This window comes from Anaeromicrobium sediminis (genome assembly GCF_002270055.1).
GTDB classification, from domain to species: domain Bacteria; phylum Bacillota; class Clostridia; order Peptostreptococcales; family Thermotaleaceae; genus Anaeromicrobium; species Anaeromicrobium sediminis.
In genome coordinates this window covers 1-20646 of record NZ_NIBG01000017.1, presented here as the reverse complement: position 1 = coordinate 20646, position 20646 = coordinate 1, and the positions used below count along the sequence as shown (strand labels likewise).

Sequence of the window (20646 nt, the reverse complement as noted above, 5' to 3'; positions counted from 1 at the left end):
TAAGGTTAAATAATGGGTGATGATTATATAATAGATAAGATGAAAGATTACTTTGAAGTAAAAGATGAAAATCTAAAATTAAAAGAATATATAATGAATTTAGAAAACGAGATTGAAGATTTTTCATATAGGATTATTAATAAAAATAACGAGATTATAGAAATTCATGAAAAAGAATTAGAGATTAAAGAAAAATATAATATAGAACACTCAAAGATGAAAGAAATATATAATTTGAATAAAGAATTAAAAGAAAGCGTTAATTTTTATAAAGAGCAATCTGCAACACACAAAAGCTATAGAAAGAAATATTTAGATGAGTTAGCTAAGAATAAAAGAGAATTTAAAATACAAGATAAAGAATTAAAAAGGTATATAGCTAATTATGAACGACGTAATAAAGAATTATTGGAACTTAAGCGTACAATAAGATATAAGTTAGGTGATGCTATAATACTAGGCTTAAGACCTAGTAAACATACAATATTGCTTCCATATAAAATTATTAAATTATTTAGCCAAGGATTAAAGAAAGTTGTAAAAAGAAATAAGAGAAATAATAGACAGATGAAAAGCACTATTTATGATGATAATACTAAAGTTATAGAAAACAATATACATAAAAATAAGGTCAATTCTGTTGAAATGAAATCCTATGATGTAGATAAAACATCAATTAACTACAATGAAGGCAGAGAATTATATAAAGAACTAAAACAAAAAGGTAAATTAAGTGAATCAATTGGCGTGCTAAATCAATTAAGAAGTATACGGCCAAATGCAAAATTCATTGAAAGAGAATTAGAAATCAATAAAGATAAGTTAGATTTATTAAAAGATATAAAATATACAAAGAAAATTGAAAGAAACATAAGAAAGAAACAGGGAAATAAAGCATTACATGTTTTAAATACAACTCTGCCATATTTAAAAAATGGATATAGCATAAGGGCTAATTATATATTGAAAAATCAAAAAGAAATAGGGATTGATCCTATAGTAATAACTAGGCCTGGTTTTCCAAATGATTTTAAAGAGCAAAGTATCAATAATGATGAAAAAATTATAAAAGAAAACCATGATGGTATTGTGTACTATAGATGTTTACCTAAACTATTTATGAGACATACCAAGTTAAGTACATATGTTGATGAGTATAAAGATATTATATGTGAAATAGCACAGAAGGAAAAACCATTTGCAATTCATGCTGCATCTAACTATGTTAACGGGATGGCTGCTTTTGAAGCTGCTAAGAAGTTACAATTACCGTTTATATATGAAATAAGAGGATTTTGGGAGTTGACAACAGTAAGTAGAATACCTGATTTTAAAAATTCACAAGAATATAATTTAGCGCATAAGATGGAAACTTTTTTGGCTCATAATGCAGATCAGGTAATTGTCATAAGTGAAGGTTTAAAGAAAGAATTGATAAATAGAGGAATAGATAAAGAAAAGATAACAATTGTACCTAATGGAGTTGACATTTCTGAGATTAAGGAATTATCTTATGATAATGATATAGCAAATAAATATGATTTAAAAGATAAATTGATTATAGGGTATATTGGAAGTATAGTAAAGTATGAAGGACTACAAAATCTTATTGAAGCAATTGCTAAATTAAGAAAAGATGGAGTTTATAACATAAAGTTCTTAGTAGTTGGAGACGGTAACTATAAAAGTGAATTAGAAAAAATGGTGAAATTATATGGACTAGAATCACAGATTATATTTACTGGAAGAATACCACATGAGGAAGTGAATAGATATTATTCAGTATTTGATTTATGTATATTCCCACGTTTAAGTGAAGAAGTAACTGAGATTGTGACACCATTAAAACCTTTAGAAGCCATGGCGTGTGGAAAAGTAGTAATAGGTTCAAATGTAGGGGCAATAAAAGAAATTATAAAAGATAATGTAAATGGAGTTATATTTGATAATACAATAGCGGATTTATGTGAAAAGATAAAATATATAATGAGTGATGAAGAAACTATGCTGCAATTTAAAAATAAAGGTAAAAAATGGGTAATAGAAAATCGTGATTGGAATAAACTTGTTCACATATATGAAGATGTATATAAATATATGAAAATTTAAAAATGGGTGATTATATGATTCAAATTAAAAATGATATAACTATACTTGAAAATTATGAGAAAAATGACTTGATTAAGATATGTGATGATATTCTAGCAGGTAAAATATATGTAGCAAAAGAGTTTGAGATAATAGAGTCTGTTATAGATGACCTTTGGTACAATGATGATATAAAAAATAGAAGCTGGAAGTTTTGGATACACAGTTTTATAATGATTGAATACTTAACAAGGTGTTATAGGGAGAATGAAAATTGTAGATATATGTATAAATCTTTAGAAATATTAAAGAGTTGGGGGCAGATATGTGAAGATTTAAATTTACAAAATATTATTTGGCATGATCATGCTACTGCTATAAGAGGGATAATACTCTGCAAAATGTATGAAATATTTAATTGGGAAGAAAAAGACCGTGTATATATAGAAGATATTATATATATGCATGGCAAGAAGCTTGTATCACATAACTTTTACATGAAAAAGCACAATCATGGACTAGACCAGGATATAGCATTATATTTAATTAGTGTTACATGTAAGCACTTTAAAGAATCATATAAATGGAAGAGAATTTCAAAAAGAAGACTATGGCTACAACTAGATAATTTATATGAATATGATGGAACTTACTTAGAACAATCTCCTGAATATGCATATATAGTCTTATTAAGATTAGTAGAGTTTACAGAGGTAATGAAAAAGTATGAAGATAAAGATTATAGAAATATAGAAAATGGGCTAGGTGTGAAATTAAGATACTTATATGATATATGCCATCCTGATAATATTCTCCCTGGTATGGGTGATGGGGAATATAAAAAAATTGACTTTACTCCATTACTTACAAACCATAATATGGAAAAACTGTACGATGAACTAGAAGAAAAAATATGTAGACATAGCATCTATTGTAAAGGCGGATATGCTTCATTTAAAGATTTTTCTAAAGGGAGAAATACTCACCTTATATTCAGTTCTGCCTTTCATTCAAGGGTTCATAAACATCATGATGATTTGTCATTAATATTATATAAAGATAATACGCCAATATTAATAGACTCAGGAAGATATAACTATAACTACAATGAAAATGAAAGAAAATATGTAGTATCGTCATATGCACATAATACAGTAGTTGTGGATGAGAAAAACACAGACATTAAGAGACTTAACATAAAAAAAAGTGGATTGAAAAGTTATTATATAGATGACAACATAGGAATTGTAAGTGGAGTTCATTGTTTATATGACGGAGTTGTTCATGAGAGAATTGTAATTTATTTAAGCTCAGAAGATATTTTGGTAATAGATAGTTTATCTGGATACAAAGAACATAAATATGATCAAGTTTTTAATTTACATCCTAACATTAATTGTTCAATAAAGAGCAATATTTTATTTGGAAATAACGGTGAAACATCTATCATTATTAAAGATTTACTAGATGGAGATAATGAGATAGTTTTGTATAATGGGCAAAAGGAACCACTTAGAGGTTGGTCTGCAACTAATTATAATGAATTCCAAAAAAATTATATGTATGTTAACTGTAAAAAAGGAAAAAAAGCCAAATACTCCACTTACATAAATACTGATGGTAACTTGAAGATTAATGATTTTAATTGGAAAGAAGATGTTATTAAGTTTAAATTTAAGAGTATTAAATACACAGTAGTTCAAGGTAAAGAAAATATAATCTTAATAAAAAATAATAAATTAATTAAACTCAATAGCATAAGAAATGAGAAGCTAGAAGAAGCTATGGCAGAAGCTATACAATTTGAGTATAAAGATAAATACAGAAAAGAAAGAAACAAAAGACTGAAAATTGAGGAGCAATTTAAGAATAATTTAGGTAATATAGATATAATATCTATAAAATGTAATTTAGAATCACCTCAACCTGTAGACTCGAAGATTGAATTTGAGTGCAATGCCAATGGTTATGACTTAGAATATGCGTGGTATATATATAGCGGGGATGAAATAATAGTAAAAACCCAATATACAAAAGAAAATATAATAAGTTGGATTCCAAAATACAGAGGAACTTATTCTATAAAAGCTTTTGTAAGAAATAAAGAAGGAAACAAGAAAAGTTATAGATTAGAAGGATATATAATAAAATAAATACTTGAAAATTGAAATATGAAAGTTTAAGCATAAATGGTTAATGGGAGTGTAGATATGTATAATTTACAAGATATAATGAATAGAGAGAAAATTAACGTTTTTTCTTTTCAAAATTTATCAGATGAACAAACTATTGAATTTAGTGACAATATAATTAAAGGATATTATCTGACACGACAAAAAACTTTAATCCAATTAGGAGAAGGCGATATTTGGGGAAATGCGAAACAGTTAAGCGTAGATAGGAGTGTGCTTTTTTGGCTACATTCATTATCATTTTTACCTATTTTATGTACTGCATATGAAATGACTGGTATTGATAAGTATATGGATAAAGCTATGGAATTGATGGATATATGGAATGAATTATACATACAAGATTCAAAAGAAGAATTTTCATGGCATGATCATTCGACAGCTATAAGGCTTATAAATATATCTAAACTTTTTGAATGTTGGAAAGTAAAAAATTGGAATGGAAAAAATTGCAATAAGTTTCTAGAAATGGTTGATATACATTTGAGAAAATTAGTAGAAGAATCATTCTATATGGTAAATCATAATCATGGTTTAGATCAAGATATTGCAGTTTTTGTAGGAGCAACAGTGTTTGATATTTTGGAGGAATCCAATAAATATAAGCAAATAGCACTTGAAAGGTTAGACAAGCAAATAAATTATTTATTTGCTAATGATGGAAGTTATAAAGAGCATTCTCCACATTATAGTTTGCTAATATGTACTAGATTGTTTGACCTTTTAAATTTTGCATACTCAACTAATCAGCAAGATAAAGTCAGCAATGTTAAAACTATATTAGAAAAAGCATTAAAGTTTATAAGAGATGTTACTTATAAAGATGGGCTACTATCAAACTTAGGAGATAGTGAAAATGTAGATGTAAAAAAATATATTTTTAATAAGAGGCTTAGAGATTGTCAAGTAGATATAATAAACATGGTAGAAGAAGTGTTTAATGGAAAGAGAAAAACGAATGCCATATACAAGGATGGTAACTATGCGATATTAAATACTGAAGAATCGCAATTGATATTTAGTAGCAGTTTTCATACTCGTGTTCATAAACACCACGATGATTTATCGTTTATCTTATATGGACATAATCAACCATTACTAATAGATTGTGGTAAATATAACTACAATTATAATGACAAAGAAAGGCAGTATGTAATATCTGCAATGGGGCATAACACTGTAATGGTGGATGATATGAATACAGATATAAAACGTCTTAATATAGGTAAATCTGGCATAATTAATTATTATTTTGGTAAAGAAAAATCATTTGTAAGTGGTATTCAGTGTTTGTATGAGGGCATTATTCATAATAGATCAATAATATCAATTAAAGAAAAGGAATTTATTATATTAGATGAAATTAAAGGTTATAAAAACCACAAATTTGAACAACTGTTTAACTTTCATCCAACTATTGAGTGTCAAATTAATCAAAATATGATTGTAGGTAGATTAGAAGATAATTCAGAAATATATGTAACAGATTTACTAAGAGACTCAAAAAACATTATTTTACATAAAGGTGAAAATGAGCAGTTTAGAGGTTGGTGTTCTTTAGAATATAATAAAATAGAACCTACATATCAAGGAACATTTGTTAAAGAAGGCACAAATGCAAGATTTGCTACACACATTTGTTTAGATAAGGAAAACATATTTGTTAATAGTTTTGAATGGATTGATGATAGAATTAAAATTTCATATGATAATAAATATATGACAATTATAGATGGAAAATCTAATAAATATATACAGATAGATGATCAATTAATTCAAGCAAATAAGCTGAATAAACTAAAAATCCAAGAGGCAATAGATGAAAATATTCAATATGTATATAAGAAAAAATATACAGAGGAAAGAAATAGAAGAGAGTTATTAGAAAAAAAGGTTATGGGTATAGATGAAATTAATATGCATAGTGATAAAGTATCTCCACAGAAAATTGGAGAAGAAATAGCATGGGAATGTGATGCCAATGGAGAAGGATTACAATATGCATGGTATATATATAGAAATGGCCAAATATATGAAAAGATATCCTATAAAAAAACAAACAAGCTTAAATGGAAACCGAATATATCAGGGAAATATATTATAAAGGTATTTGTGAAAAATGACAAAGGGAACAAAATAATAAAAAAATCAGGCATATATATTATACAGGAATAACTTCATGAATATTTAAATTTCATGTACTGATTTTTAATAATATTTACAATTATTTGATTATATTATAGGGAAGTTAATGGGGGAAGAGAGCAGTTATGAGAAAAAAAATTTTAGTGTTGATGATATTATTAATAATTTCTATTTTAAACCTAGGTTGGATTAAGCAAGAACAAGATAGTACAAAAAAGTTAGATGTATTGGTTACTATTGATGTTGAGTGTAATAGAGGAGATAAACCCACTCTTATTACGGGTGAAGGAGTTAGCCCTAAATGTGGTATGTACAACATAATGGATATATTGGAAGAATATGAATTCGAAGGGTCTTTTTTTGTAAATGTATATGAACATAAAAATTATGCTGAAGGAGTAATGGCTAACATAACAAAAGATATTGTCAGTAGAGGGCATGAGATTAATTTACATGCTCATCCAAATTCTAATTTAAGTTTTTATAATAAGGGAATAGAAAACTATAATCTAGAACAGCAAGTCTATATATTGAATTATGGAAAAAATTTGATTGAAAAATGGACTGGAGTAAGTCCATTGGCTTTTAGAGGAGGAAGTTATAGAATAAACGATGATACCTTTAAGGCGCTTAAAATAGTTGGAATACCTGTTGATTCAACTGTATATTATGAGAATGATCACAATAAGATTAGTAATTATAAAACTATAAATAAAGTTACTAAGTATAACGATATTATTGAAGTTCCGATAATTGAACTGAGAAGAAAAACCTCTAAAGGGTTTAAGCGAAGTAAGTTTGATGTAGACTGGTTAACTTATGATGAACTAATACAAGTATTAGAGCAGGCTAAAAATAATGATTTAAAGATACTAAATCTGATGCTACATAGTTTTACATTTGCAGATATGAATGGTAAAAGTGGTGGCAAATTAATATTACAAATAGGAAATAAAAACATTTATGGAGTGGATAATGTTGATATAGATGATTTTAAAAAGATGCTAGAATATATAAAAACAGACGATGACATTGATATAGTAACATTTAAAGAATGGTATGAAAAATATTCTGATAAAGACATGATAAACTCAAGGGATTTTATCCCAGTAATATATAGATAATTAGAGTTATATATTTTTAAGCTAATTATTATTAGCTTAAGAATATCAAAGGTAAAGATTATGATTACTAGAGTCACGATGATTATGAAATTCGATAGAATGTAAATAAATTTGTATATGGTTTCTTATAAAAATTTATCGATTGTGAAATATATTGTTAAATCAAGATTTACAAGTTTTTAATTATACTTAATTATTTGCTAACTTTAGAAATCTGATAGGAGGAGCTAAATGCTATTTAATTCAATTGATTTTTTGATTTTTTTTATGATAGTAATACCGCTGTATTTTATATTACCGTTTAAGCATAGATGGATTCTGTTATTGGCTTCAAGCTATTACTTTTACATGAGTTGGAATCCTATATACATAGTATTGATAATATTTTCAACTATCGTTGATTATTTTGCATCTATAAAAATGAGTCAAGTTGAAGAAAAAAAGAAAAGAAAAAAGTATTTATTTTTTAGTTTAGCTACAAATTTAGGGCTACTATTTGTATTTAAATATTTTAACTTTTTTAGTGTAACTACAGCCAATATGCTAAACTACACCGGTATACATATTCAACCCTATAGGATAAATTTATTATTACCAGTAGGTATATCTTTTTATACGTTCCAGACATTGAGTTATACGATCGATGTATATAACGGAAAAACAAAGGCTGAAAGACACTTTGGAATATTTGCTTTATATGTATCATTTTTTCCACAATTAGTGGCAGGCCCTATAGAAAGGTCTAATCACTTACTACCTCAATTCCATAGAAATTATAAGTTTGATTATGACAGAGTAAAGAGTGGATTGATGCTAATGCTTTGGGGATTTTTTAAAAAAGTTGTAATAGCGGATAGATTGGCATTACTTGTTAATACAGTGTATAACAATCCAGAAAATTATCAAGGATTTCCTTTAATATTAGCTACAGTATTTTTTACATTTCAAATATATTGTGATTTTTCTGCTTACTCAGATATAGCCATTGGCTGCGCTAGAGTAATGGGCTTTGATTTGATGAAGAATTTTGATAGACCATACTTTTCAAAATCTATAAAAGAATTTTGGGCTAGATGGCATATATCTCTTTCTACATGGTTTAGAGATTACGTATATATTCCTCTTGGTGGGAATAGAGTAAAATTAAATAGGAATTTAATGAACCTTTTCATAACATTCACTATAAGTGGTCTATGGCATGGCGCTTCTTTAACATTTGTTGTATGGGGAATGTTACATGGAACGTATTTAATTGTAGAAAAGTTAACAGAAGATTTTAGAGAAAAAATTATTGATTTATTAAAAATTAATAAAGAATCTTTTAGTTTTAAGCTATTTAATTGTGTCAAGACATTTATTCTCGTAAATTTGGCATGGGTATTTTTCAGAGCTAATTCAATTAAAGATGCTATGTATATAATAAAAAATATGTTTAAAATAAACTTATTTAATCAAATCCAGTTTATTGAAGAATTATATAATTTAGGGTTGGACAAGCAAGAATTTTGGTTAGCTATCACGAGTATTATCTTCTTACTATTTATTCATTGGACACAAAGAAAAAATAGTTTGGGAAGTAGAATAAATAGAGAACCGTTAGTAGCTAGATGGATTGTTTATTATGGTCTTTTATTTGCAATAATAATTTTCGGAGTTTATGGAGGTTATGATGAAAGTCAATTTATATATTTCCAATTCTAATAGAATTTTAGATTAAACACGTTTATGAAAGGAGAATATCATTGAAAAAGATCATAACAAAATATATTGCATTTATTATTATATTTTTGCTTTTAGTAGGATTAACTGGAACGTATATTTCAGAATATAGACGTGCAATTAATACCTGGGATGAATTTTATAGAACACCAGAAAACTCAATTGATGTATTATTTTTAGGTAATTCTCATAGTTATGTAACATTTAATCCTCAAATATTAAATTCTATATTAAATATAAAATCTTTCAACCTAGGTTCGGGTTCACAGAATATTATTCAAACTTATTTCAATTTAAGGGAAATATTAAAGTACCAGAAGCCTAAAACTATATTTTTAGAGTTAAATACCCTTTATACTGAAGAGAATGTAACTCCCCTAGCTTTTAAATATGAAAATTTTGATGGAATGAAATTATCTTTGAATAAATTAGAAGCAATGTTATATCAATTTAATTCTAATGAATATATTTATGCTTTATTTCCAGCAATAAGAAATCATCAAAATTGGAAGAAAGTTAACATAATGGAAGAGAACTTAAAAAGAAAAATGAGTAAAGATAATTCAGTACCAACATATGGGTATAAAAAAATAAATACTGTAATAAGTAAAAAAGAAATAAATAAATTTAAGACAGCAAAAAATGAAGAAATTAATCTTAACTATAATTTTAGTATGAATAATATTTCTTACCTAGAAAAGATAATAGATATTTGTAAAAAGAATAATATTGAATTGGTATTTATAAAGGCACCTGTTTTTAAAGGAAGACCATATAAAAATAACTATTTTGCAGCAAAAAAAATATCTGATAAATATAATATAAAACATATTGACTATAATTTTTTGCATGATAAACTAAACTTACAAAATAGCCATTTTTATGATTCGGGCCATGTAAATTACTTCGGTGCTACTCTTATTACACTCAATTTATCAAGCTGGATTAAAGATAATCTTAACTTAGAGACTGATTTTAATAATGAGGCTTATAATAAAATATTAGAAGAATATCAAAATCGTTATGCGTTAAATGTAGAAGATCTCGAAATGGAAAAAATCAATGAAAAGGTGTATAAATTTACAGTGAAGACTTTTAGTAATAATCTAAAACATGCTTGGTATATATATAAGAATGATAAGAGAATTAAGACTTTTTCCTATTCAAAAGAAAATTATCTTATATATAAGTTTGAAGATAAAGGGACATATCGAGTTAAATATTATATAAGAGATAGTAAAAAGAATCAAAACTCTGGGTATTATCCAACAATTGATATAAATTAGAGAGTATTGATAATTTTATAAAGATAAAAATTATTATAGAAAAAATAACATAAATATTTATTAACGCTATATTATATATAGGAATGTTTAAGGAGGAAAAGGATAATGAAAAAAATATGTGTAGTGGGATTAGGTTACATTGGTCTACCTACATCTGCTATGTTCGCTCATAGTGGTGTAAAGGTAGTAGGAGTGGACGTAACCCAACATGTTGTAGATACATTGAATAAAGGTCAAATGCATATAGAAGAACCAGGACTGGATGTATATGTAAAGGAAATGGTTGAAACAGGTATGTTCAGAGCACAAACAGAGCCAGAAGAAGCAGATGCTTTCATAGTAGCAGTACCTACTCCTAATAAGGATAATGAGTATAAAGGATGCGATTTAAAATACGTAGTATCAGCTACTAAGGCAATATTACCTTATGTAAAAAAAGGAAATTTAATTATAATAGAATCTACTATAGGTCCAAGAACTATAGATGATGTGATTAAACCTTTAGTTGAAGAAGCAGGATTTGTAGCAGGAAAAGATATCTATTTAGCCCATTGTCCTGAAAGAGTACTACCGGGACAGATAATTAGAGAGATGGTGGAAAACAGTAGAATATGTGGTGGTTATACTAGAGCGTGTGCTGAAAAAGCAGCTGAACTATACAAAGCCTTTGTAAAGGGAGAGATAGTTATAACTGATGCTAAAACCGCTGAAATGTCAAAGCTTATGGAAAATACTTTTAGAGATGTAAACATAGCTTTAGCAAATGAACTTGCCAAAGTGTGTAATTACCTAGACGTAAATGTTTTAGATGTTATACAAATGGCTAATAAACATCCAAGAGTAAACCTACATACTCCAGGGCCAGGTGTAGGAGGACATTGTTTAGCAGTTGATCCATATTTCATAGTAGATAAAGCACCAGAATTAGCTAAAATTATAAACTTATCAAGAGAAACTAATTGTAGCATGCCAGCGTATGTAGTAGAAAATGTAGAGAAGATACTTAAGGATATTAAAGATCCTAAAATATCAGTGTTTGGATTAACATATAAGGGAAATATAGATGACATGAGAGAAAGTCCAGCTATGGACATTGTTCATATATTAAAGGATAAAGGTCATAACGTAGTATTACATGACCCTCATGTATGCAGTGATGAAGTTGAAATATTAGGATTTAATGATGCTATAATTGATTCAGATATGATATTAATATTAGCAGACCATAATGAATTTAAAAATATGGATTTAAGATCAATTGAAGAAAATATGAGTACACCGTATATATTTGATACTAAAAATATAGTTCAAAATATAAATATTAAAGCACAAAACCCTGTAATAATGGATGAAGTGGCAGCAACTAAAGAAAAAGGTATAGTATATATAAACTACGGAAATTTATCACAACATATCTAATAGAGAAGAGGGTGCACAAATGATAAAGGTAATGTCCATATTTGGAACTAGACCAGAGGCTATAAAGATGGCTCCTGTTGTAAAAGAATTAGAAAAAAGTGATGAAATAGAATCTATAGTTTGTGTTACTGCACAACATAGAGAAATGTTAGATCAAGTATTAGACTTATTTAATATAGTTCCTGATTATGATTTAAATATAATGAAGTCAGGTCAGACCCTTAGTGAAATTACATCAAGGGCATTAAATGGCCTTGAGGAAGTTATTAAAAAAGCAAAGCCAGATATGATTTTAGTCCATGGTGATACTACAACTACTTTTATAGGGTCATTGGCAGCATTTTATAACAAAGTAAAAGTTGGCCATGTGGAAGCAGGATTGAGAAGTGGTAATAAATATTCTCCTTATCCAGAGGAAATGAATAGAAGTTTAGTTGGTAGAATAGCAGATATTCACTTTGCTCCAACAAAGGGGAATGAAGAGAATTTATTAAAAGAAAGAATAGACGAAAAGGATATATGTATTACGGGAAATACAGTAATAGATGCTTTATTAACTGTAGTTAAAAATGATTATACTTTTTCTGTAGATATTTTAAATAACATAGATTATGAGAATAAAAAGGTTATATTATTAACTTCCCATAGAAGGGAAAATTTAGGTCAGCCTATGGAAAATATATTTAGTTCTGTAAGACAAATTGTAGAAGAAAAGGAAGAAGTAGAAGTAGTATTTCCAGTTCACTTAAATCCTAAAGTAAGAGAAATAGCTAATAGGATATTGGGAGAGCATAATAGAATTCACTTAATAGAACCATTAGAATATGAACCTTTTGCAAATCTTATAAACAAATGTTCAATAATACTTACAGACTCTGGTGGTATTCAAGAGGAAGCTCCATCATTAGGAAAGCCTGTATTAGTACTTAGAACTGAGACAGAAAGACCAGAAGCAGTAGAAGCTGGGACGGTTAAAATTGTAGGTGTAGAGAAAGAAAGTATATATAATATGACAAAGGCATTAATAGAAAATAAAGAACTATATGATACTATGGCTAAGGCTGTAAATCCTTATGGAGATGGAGATGCTTCTAAGAGAATAGAAGAAGCTATAAGAGAGCATTTTAGAGATTAATTTGGCGACTACTAGTAGAAAATTCTGATTCATATATTTAAAAAATCAGGATTTTTTACTATTAGATGGGTTATTATTAAAAATAGATTTGAGGTACAATATGATAAAAGAAAACCAAAAATTTTTAAATGGAATGATGATTGCTGTAGATGGATTAGTTATATGTATATCTTTAATATTAAGTTACTTTATAAGATTTTACGTAAATATATTTAATACAAATCAAATTAGATTATCTTTTAAAGAGTATTTAATGCCACTTATAATTATATTACCACTGTATTATATATTATATAATGTTTATAATTTATATAGTCCACACAGAAGAAAATCTTTAGATAGTGAAATTAATTCTTTAATAAAGATAAATATTATTGGTCTAGGCATATTGATGAGTATGTTCTATATATTTAAAAATGTTCATTATTCAAGATATGTACTGCTCATATTTTCAATAATCAATACAATTAACTCATCTCTAGAAAGGTATTTCATAAGAAGGACATTAAGAGAAATTAGGAGTAAAGGATATAATTTAAAACACGTATTAATTATAGGAGCAGGTGAACTAGGATGTAATTTTGCTAAAAAAATAAATGATAACAAATATCTAGGGTACAATATAATAGGATTTCTAGATGATAATAAGCAGCCGGGATACAAGGTTTCAAAATCTCACATATTAGGATCTATAGATGAATTATCCCATATAATTATGAAAAGAAATATAGATGAAATAATGATAGCCTTACCTCTTGGTGAATATGGTAAATTAGGAGCCATAATAAGTACCTGTGAAAAATATGGAGTTAAAGCTCAAATAATACCTGACTATTATAAGTATATTCCTGCAAAACCATATGTAGATGTTATAGATGATTTAGCAATAATTAATATTAGACATGTACCTCTTGATTTTCCCTTTAACAGATTAATAAAAAGAATATTAGATGTAATATTGTCATCCATAGGAATAATAATATTGTCTCCACTGTTAATAACAATAGCTACAGGTGTAAAATTATCATCACCAGGACCTATATTATTTAAACAAGAGAGGGTTGGCCTCCATAGACGAAACTTTAACATGTACAAATTTAGAAGCATGAAAGTACAAACTCACGAAGATGAAAAGGTAAAATGGACTATAAAAGAAGATCCAAGAAAAACTAAATTTGGATCATTTATTAGAAAAACTAGTATAGATGAGTTGCCTCAACTATTTAATGTATTAAAAGGAGATATGAGCCTTATAGGTCCAAGACCTGAGCGACCATATTTTGTAGAAAAATTTAGAGAAGAAATTCCAAAATACATGATAAAACATCATGTGAGACCAGGTATAACAGGATGGGCTCAAGTAAATGGTTGGCGTGGAGATACATCTATAAAAGAAAGAATAAAATGTGATTTATATTATATAGAAAATTGGAACTTATGGTTAGATATAAAAATAATATTTCTAACTATTTGGAAAGGTTTTGTAAACAAGAACGCATATTAAGGGGGACGTGTAATGGATGTACGTAAAGCTATTATACCAGCAGCAGGACTTGGAACTAGGTTTTTGCCTGCTACTAAAGCACAACCAAAAGAAATGTTACCTATAGTAGATAAACCAACCCTTCAATATATAATAGAAGAAGCAGTAGCTTCAGGGATAGAAGAAATACTAATTATAACGGGAAGAAATAAAAAAAGCATAGAAGATCACTTTGATAAATCAGTAGAATTAGAATTAGAACTGGAGAAGAAAAACAAAAAAGAAATGCTAGAACAAGTGAGAAGTATATCTGATATGGTAAATATCCACTATATCCGTCAAAAGGAGCCTAAGGGTCTTGGTCATGCTATATATTGTGCAAAATCATTTATAGGAAATGAACCCTTTGCCGTATTATTAGGAGATGACATAGTAGATTCAAACGTTCCTTGCTTAAGGCAAATGATAGATATATATAATGAATATCAAACTACTGTACTAGGTGTACAAGAAGTTAAAAGAGAAGACGTATCTAAATATGGTATAGTAGATGGAAAATTTATAGAAAATGGAGTATATAAGGTTAAAAATCTAGTAGAAAAGCCAGATATGGATAAAGCTCCATCTAATGTGGCCATTTTAGGAAGATATATAATTAATCCAGAAATATTTGAGATACTGGAAAATACTAAACCAGGTAAGGGTGGAGAAATACAGCTTACTGATGCACTAAAGACACTAGCAGAAAAACAAGCCATGTATGCCTATACTTTTAGTGGCAAAAGATATGATGTGGGAAACAAATTAGGATTTTTAGAAGCAACTATTGAGTTTGCTTTAAAGCGTGAAGATTTAAGAGATGATTTTATAGAATATTTAGGAAAGCTTATGAGAGAAACTGACTTAGGTGAAAGTATAAGGCAAGTGGCAGTGGAGAAAGAAAAATAATGGTGATAGGTTACAGGTAACAGGTGACTGGAGAGGGTTTAAAAGATCTAACCGATTTCTATCGGTTAGATTTTTGTTTTAACTTAAGTTATTTTGTAACTCTAAGCCCAATTTTGTAATTTCCGTTTTAAACTATACTAATATAATATATAATAAAATAGTGTAAAAATTTTAACAATTGGAGGTATAATATGTTTTATTTAGATAAGTATAATAAATGGTTAGAAAGTACACATATAGATGAAGAAACTACAAATGAATTAAAAAATATAACAGATAATAAGGAAATAGAAGATAGATTTTATAAAGATTTGGAATTTGGAACAGCAGGACTTCGTGGAATAATAGGGGCTGGAACTAATAGAATGAACAAATATGTAGTGGGAAAGGCTACACAAGGATATGCTAACTACCTTATAAAAAATATAGATAAAGCAAAAGAAAAAGGTGTAGTCATAGCCTATGATTCTAGGCACAAATCTCCTGAGTTTGCACAAAACGTAGCTAGTGTATTAAATGCCAGTGGAATAAAGACATATTTATTTGAGTCTTTACGTCCAACTCCAGAATTATCCTTTAGTGTACGTCACCTCGATTGTGCAGGAGGAATACTAATAACTGCTAGTCACAACCCTAAAGAATATAATGGATATAAAGTATATGCTCCAGATGGAGCACAGATCTTACCTCATGTGGCTAGGGTGGTGTTAGATGAAATTGATTATATAAAAGATTATAGTGAAGTGAAATATATGGAAAAAGAAGAAGCCATGGATAAAGGACTACTTACAATAGTAGGTGGTGAAGTTGATAATATATACATAGAAAAGGTTAAGGGTCTTAGTTTAAGAGAAGATGTAGATAAAAATATGAACATTGTATATACCCCATTACACGGTACAGGAAATATACCTGTAAGAAGGGTACTAGAAGAATTAGGATACAAAAATGTATCAGTAGTTAAAGAACAAGAACTACCAGACCCAGATTTTACTACAGTATATTCTCCAAACCCTGAAGAACATGATGCATTTAAACTTGCAATAGAGCTAGGAGAGAAATTAGGGGCAGACCTATTATTGGGAACAGATCCAGATTGTGATAGGGTAGGAGCTGTAGTTAAAGATAATAAGGGAGAATATAAAATACTTACAGGGAACCAAACGGGAGCATTACTTGTAGACTATATATTAGGTAGTTTAAAAGAAAAGGATAAATTGCCTTCTAATGGAGTAATAATAAAGACTATAGTTACTAACAAGATGGGAGAAACTATCGCAAAATCCCATGATATAGATGTAATAGATACTTTAACTGGATTTAAGTTCATAGGAGAGAAAATAGATCAGTTTGAAAAGGATAAGTCTAAATCATTTTTATTAGGCTATGAAGAAAGTTATGGATATTCTTCAGGTACCTTTGTAAGGGATAAGGATGCCGTTATATCATCCATGCTAATAAGTGAAATGGCAGCATATTATAAAACTAAAAATATGAGTTTATATGATGCATTAAACAGCTTATATGAAAAATATGGATACTATAAAGATGAAACTGTATCTATAAAAATGGAAGGAAAAGAAGGTCTAGAAAAGATACAGTCTATCATAGAAGACTTTAGAAGTAATCCTCCTAAGGTTATTGACAATAAAAGGGTAAAAATATTTGCGGACTATAAAACTAGTAAAGAAATAAACTTAATTGATGGTTCTGAGTCTAAAATATTATTGCCAGAATCTAATGTATTACACTTTACCCTAGAAGATGATAGCTGGTTCTGTGTTAGACCATCAGGAACAGAGCCTAAGATTAAAATATACTTTTCTGTATGTGGAAAAACTCAGGAAGAAGCAGATGAGAAGTTAGAGGGGATTAAGAAAGAAGTAATGGAGAAAATTAGTTAAGAGTTAATATATATAAGGTTTTTAACCTTAAACTCTAAACCCTTTCAGTTATAGACAATAGTGTGAAAAATAATAAGGCACAAGGATATACTTTCAGTAATTTGACGTGATACATTATGAATCTTTAAAACCTGATGGGCTAAGAGAGCAATAGATAAGTTTGCAAAAATATTCTATAAAATAAAAATAGGATTTCTTAAAAAATTTTGTATAAATAAAGTTTTATGATTAGGAATATCTAAATAAGACATCCTCATTATATAAAAGGGGATGTTTTTACTTTCTATACAAAAGAATATAAATATATTATATAATAAGATTGTGTAAAATTTTAACAATTGGGGGGTGGAGCATGACTTATTTAGATACATATAATGAATGGTTAAATAGTACATACATTGATAAAGAAACTAAAAATGAATTGAAAAATATAACAGAGGATAAAGAAATTGAAGATAGATTCTATAAAGACCTAGAATTTGGTACAGGAGGACTTCGTGGGATCATTGGTGCTGGTACTAACAGAATGAACAAATACACTGTAAGATGTGCCACACAAGGGCTAGCTAATTATCTATTAAAGACAAAAGACAATAACAAAGTGGCAATAGCCTATGATTCTCGTCATATGTCACCAGAGTTTGCCTATGAAGCAGCTTGTGTGCTAGCTGCTAATAATATAAAGGCCTATGTATTTGAATCCTTAAGAACTACTCCAGAATTATCATTTGCAGTGAAACATTTAAATTGCGATGGTGGAATAGTATTAACAGCAAGTCATAACCCAAAAGAATATAATGGATACAAGGTATATGGATCGGATGGATGCCAATTAGTACCCTATGAGGCTAAAATAGTAATAGATGAAGTAAATAAAGTTGATGATTATGAAAAGGTCAATTACATTGGTGAACAAGAAGCTAAAGATAAAGGTTTATTAGAAGTAATAGGATCTGAAATAGACAAAGTATATATAGATAAAGTAAAAGAATTATCTTTAAGAGAAAATGTGGATAAAGATATAAAAATAGTATATACACCACTACATGGTACTGGAAACATGGCAGTTAGAAGGGTATTAGATGAATTAGGATATGAAAATGTATATGTAGTTAAAGAACAAGAGTTACCAGACCCTAACTTTAGTACAGTAGTATCTCCAAATCCAGAAGAAAGAGCTGCCTTTGAACTAGCAATTAAATTAGGAGAAGAAGTTGATGCTGATTTATTGTTAGGAACAGATCCAGATTGTGATAGGGTTGGTGCTGTAGTTAAAGATAATACAGGACAATATAAAATATTAAATGGAAACCAAACTGGAGCATTACTAATAGATTATATTTTAACTAGTTTAAAAGAAAATGATAAGTTACCATCTAATGGAGTATTAATAAAGACCATAGTAACTAGTAAAATGGGAGAGAAAATAGGAGAAGCTTTTGGAATAGACACAATAGATACATTAACAGGATTTAAGTTTATAGGGGAAAAAATAGGGGAGTTTGAAAAAAATAATACTAAAGACTTCTTGTTTGGATATGAAGAAAGTTATGGATATTTAGCTGGAACTTTTGTAAGAGATAAGGATGCTGTTATAGCTTCCATGCTAATATGTGAAATGGCAGCATATTATAAGGCTAAAGGTATGAACTTATATGATGCATTAAATAGTTTATACGAAAAATATGGATATTATAAAGAAGACTTAGTATCTATAACCATGGCTGGAAAAGAAGGTATGGAAAAGATATCGTCTATTATAGAAGAATTTAGAAGTAATCCTCCTAAGGTTATAGATAATAAAAATGTAAAAATATTTGCAGACTATAAAACTAGTAAAAAAATAAATTTACTTGATGGTTCTGAGTCTAAAATATTATTGCCAGAATCTAATGTATTACACTTTACCCTAGAAGATGATAGCTGGTTCTGTGTAAGACCATCTGGAACAGAGCCTAAGATTAAAATATACTTTTCCGTTTGTGGAAAAAATCAGGAAGAGGCAGATGAGAAGTCAGAGGGAATAAAGAATGAAGTAATGGAGAGAATAGGTTAAGAGTTAAGAGTTAAGAGTTAAGAGTTAAGAGTTAAGGGGGAAATCATCGTGTATCCACTGAAATTTTATCCTCTATACAAAGAAAAGGTATGGGGTGGAAGTAATATTCAGAGATATTTTCAGAGAAATATAAGTGAAAAACTACCAATAGGCGAAAGTTGGGAACTTTGTTGTCATGAACATGGTACTAGTTTAATTAAGAATGGAAAATATAAAAACATATCCATAACAGATTTAATAAATTCTAAAGGACATGATATATTAGGGGAAAATCATGAAGAATATGCTAAAAGTTTTCCCTTATTAATTAAATATATAGATGCCAATGATAAATTATCTGTACAAGTTCATCCAAATGATGAGTATACAAACTACAGAGTAGGTGAATCTGGAAAAATTGAAATGTGGTATATAGTAGACGCCATGGAAAATGCTAATATCATATATGGTTTGAAAGAAGATTGCAGTAAAGATGAATTCATAGAGTCTGTAATGAATAATTCTATCAAGGATAATCTAAACTATGTGGATATAAAGGCAGGAGACGTATTATACATTCCAGCAGGTACAGTCCATGCCATATGCGAAGGAACTTTGATTGCAGAGATTCAACAAAACAGTGATACTACCTATCGATTATATGATTGGGATAGGGTGGGATTAGATGGAAAACCACGACAACTTCATATAACAGATGCTGTATCTGTTATAGACCATGGGGTTAAAAATAATAAGGCACAAGGATATACTTTCAGTAATAAGGACTATGATAAAACCGTATATGTATCTTGTGACAAATTTACCGTGGAAAAGATAAATGTAAAGAGAAAATATGTAGATAATCTAAACGGAAAAATATTTAAAATATATATGTGTTTAGATGGAGACTTAGATATTATCCATAATAATAAGATAGAATTTTTAAAAGCTGGAGAAACTATTTTAATACCAGCTAGTTTAGAAAATTACAGAATAATAGGAAATGGGACTTTAATAAAGACTTATATTCAAGAACCTATGGAAGTAGCAAAAAGATTAAATTCTATGGGAGCCACTAGAGAGGACTTATTAAAAATAGAAGGACTCAATAGAATAATATAAAAAAGCCTTCCTTGATGAAAAATTGAACTGCCCCCTGTCAAGTAGA

13 protein-coding genes are annotated in these 20646 nt (G+C 28.4%); all 13 read left to right on the top strand.

From position 1 onward, the window contains the following. Window positions 1-12: 12 nt before the first annotated feature. Entirely contained in the window at window positions 13-2109 is a 2097-nt protein-coding gene (locus CCE28_RS15875) for a glycosyltransferase family 4 protein (protein ID WP_095134715.1), read from the top strand. 14 nt (window positions 2110-2123) lie between these two features. Then, window positions 2124-4241, top strand: a complete 2118-nt coding sequence (locus CCE28_RS15870; RefSeq protein ID WP_176461873.1) for a heparinase II/III family protein — start codon at window positions 2124-2126, stop codon at window positions 4239-4241. 57 nt (window positions 4242-4298) lie between these two features. Next, a complete protein-coding gene (locus CCE28_RS15865; RefSeq protein WP_176461872.1) occupies window positions 4299-6455 on the top strand; it encodes an alginate lyase family protein in 2157 nt (718 codons plus the stop codon). Window positions 6456-6550: 95 nt separating this feature from the next. Then, a complete protein-coding gene (locus CCE28_RS15860; RefSeq protein WP_095134712.1) occupies window positions 6551-7549 on the top strand; it encodes a polysaccharide deacetylase family protein in 999 nt (332 codons plus the stop codon). A 231-nt stretch (window positions 7550-7780) separates the two neighbouring features. After that, window positions 7781-9250: an MBOAT family O-acyltransferase gene (locus CCE28_RS15855; RefSeq protein WP_095134711.1), complete on the top strand. Its 1470-nt coding sequence runs from the start codon at window positions 7781-7783 to the stop codon at window positions 9248-9250. 41 nt (window positions 9251-9291) lie between these two features. Further along, window positions 9292-10554: a hypothetical protein gene (locus tag CCE28_RS15850; protein ID WP_095134710.1), complete on the top strand. Its 1263-nt coding sequence runs from the start codon at window positions 9292-9294 to the stop codon at window positions 10552-10554. A gap of 105 nt (window positions 10555-10659) precedes the next feature. Beyond that, window positions 10660-11973 (top strand): nucleotide sugar dehydrogenase, encoded by a 1314-nt coding sequence (locus CCE28_RS15845; RefSeq protein ID WP_095134709.1) that lies wholly within the window; start codon window positions 10660-10662, stop codon window positions 11971-11973. Window positions 11974-11992: 19 nt separating this feature from the next. After that, entirely contained in the window at window positions 11993-13108 is a 1116-nt protein-coding gene (gene wecB, locus CCE28_RS15840; RefSeq protein WP_176461871.1) for a non-hydrolyzing UDP-N-acetylglucosamine 2-epimerase, read from the top strand. Window positions 13109-13208: 100 nt separating this feature from the next. Next, window positions 13209-14612 carry an undecaprenyl-phosphate glucose phosphotransferase gene (locus CCE28_RS15835; RefSeq protein WP_095134708.1) on the top strand — a complete coding sequence of 468 codons (1404 nt, stop codon included), beginning with the start codon at window positions 13209-13211 and terminating at the stop codon, window positions 14610-14612. Window positions 14613-14624: 12 nt separating this feature from the next. Further along, window positions 14625-15539 carry a UTP--glucose-1-phosphate uridylyltransferase GalU gene (gene galU / locus CCE28_RS15830; RefSeq protein WP_095134707.1) on the top strand — a complete coding sequence of 305 codons (915 nt, stop codon included), beginning with the start codon at window positions 14625-14627 and terminating at the stop codon, window positions 15537-15539. 191 nt (window positions 15540-15730) lie between these two features. Further along, window positions 15731-17443 (top strand): phospho-sugar mutase, encoded by a 1713-nt coding sequence (locus tag CCE28_RS15825; RefSeq protein ID WP_095134706.1) that lies wholly within the window; start codon window positions 15731-15733, stop codon window positions 17441-17443. A 352-nt stretch (window positions 17444-17795) separates the two neighbouring features. Then, a complete protein-coding gene (locus CCE28_RS15820; protein WP_095134705.1) occupies window positions 17796-19499 on the top strand; it encodes a phospho-sugar mutase in 1704 nt (567 codons plus the stop codon). Between the two features lie 48 nt (window positions 19500-19547). Beyond that, window positions 19548-20600, top strand: coding sequence for a type I phosphomannose isomerase catalytic subunit (locus tag CCE28_RS15815; protein WP_176461870.1), 1053 nt, complete (start codon window positions 19548-19550; stop codon window positions 20598-20600). Window positions 20601-20646 lie beyond the last annotated feature (46 nt).

What these genes read in the sequence shown, in the direction of transcription:
- CCE28_RS15875 (WP_095134715.1), top strand. Translation starts at nt 13, where the DNA reads ATGGGTGATGATTATATAATAGATAAGATGAAAGATTACTTTGAAGTA.
- CCE28_RS15870 (WP_176461873.1), top strand. Translation starts at nt 2,124, where the DNA reads ATGATTCAAATTAAAAATGATATAACTATACTTGAAAATTATGAGAAA.
- CCE28_RS15865 (WP_176461872.1), top strand. Translation starts at nt 4,299, where the DNA reads ATGTATAATTTACAAGATATAATGAATAGAGAGAAAATTAACGTTTTT.
- CCE28_RS15860 (WP_095134712.1), top strand. Translation starts at nt 6,551, where the DNA reads ATGAGAAAAAAAATTTTAGTGTTGATGATATTATTAATAATTTCTATT.
- CCE28_RS15855 (WP_095134711.1), top strand. Translation starts at nt 7,781, where the DNA reads ATGCTATTTAATTCAATTGATTTTTTGATTTTTTTTATGATAGTAATA.
- CCE28_RS15845 (WP_095134709.1), top strand. Translation starts at nt 10,660, where the DNA reads ATGAAAAAAATATGTGTAGTGGGATTAGGTTACATTGGTCTACCTACA.
- wecB (WP_176461871.1), top strand. Translation starts at nt 11,993, where the DNA reads ATGATAAAGGTAATGTCCATATTTGGAACTAGACCAGAGGCTATAAAG.
- CCE28_RS15835 (WP_095134708.1), top strand. Translation starts at nt 13,209, where the DNA reads ATGATAAAAGAAAACCAAAAATTTTTAAATGGAATGATGATTGCTGTA.
- galU (WP_095134707.1), top strand. Translation starts at nt 14,625, where the DNA reads ATGGATGTACGTAAAGCTATTATACCAGCAGCAGGACTTGGAACTAGG.
- CCE28_RS15825 (WP_095134706.1), top strand. Translation starts at nt 15,731, where the DNA reads ATGTTTTATTTAGATAAGTATAATAAATGGTTAGAAAGTACACATATA.
- CCE28_RS15820 (WP_095134705.1), top strand. Translation starts at nt 17,796, where the DNA reads ATGACTTATTTAGATACATATAATGAATGGTTAAATAGTACATACATT.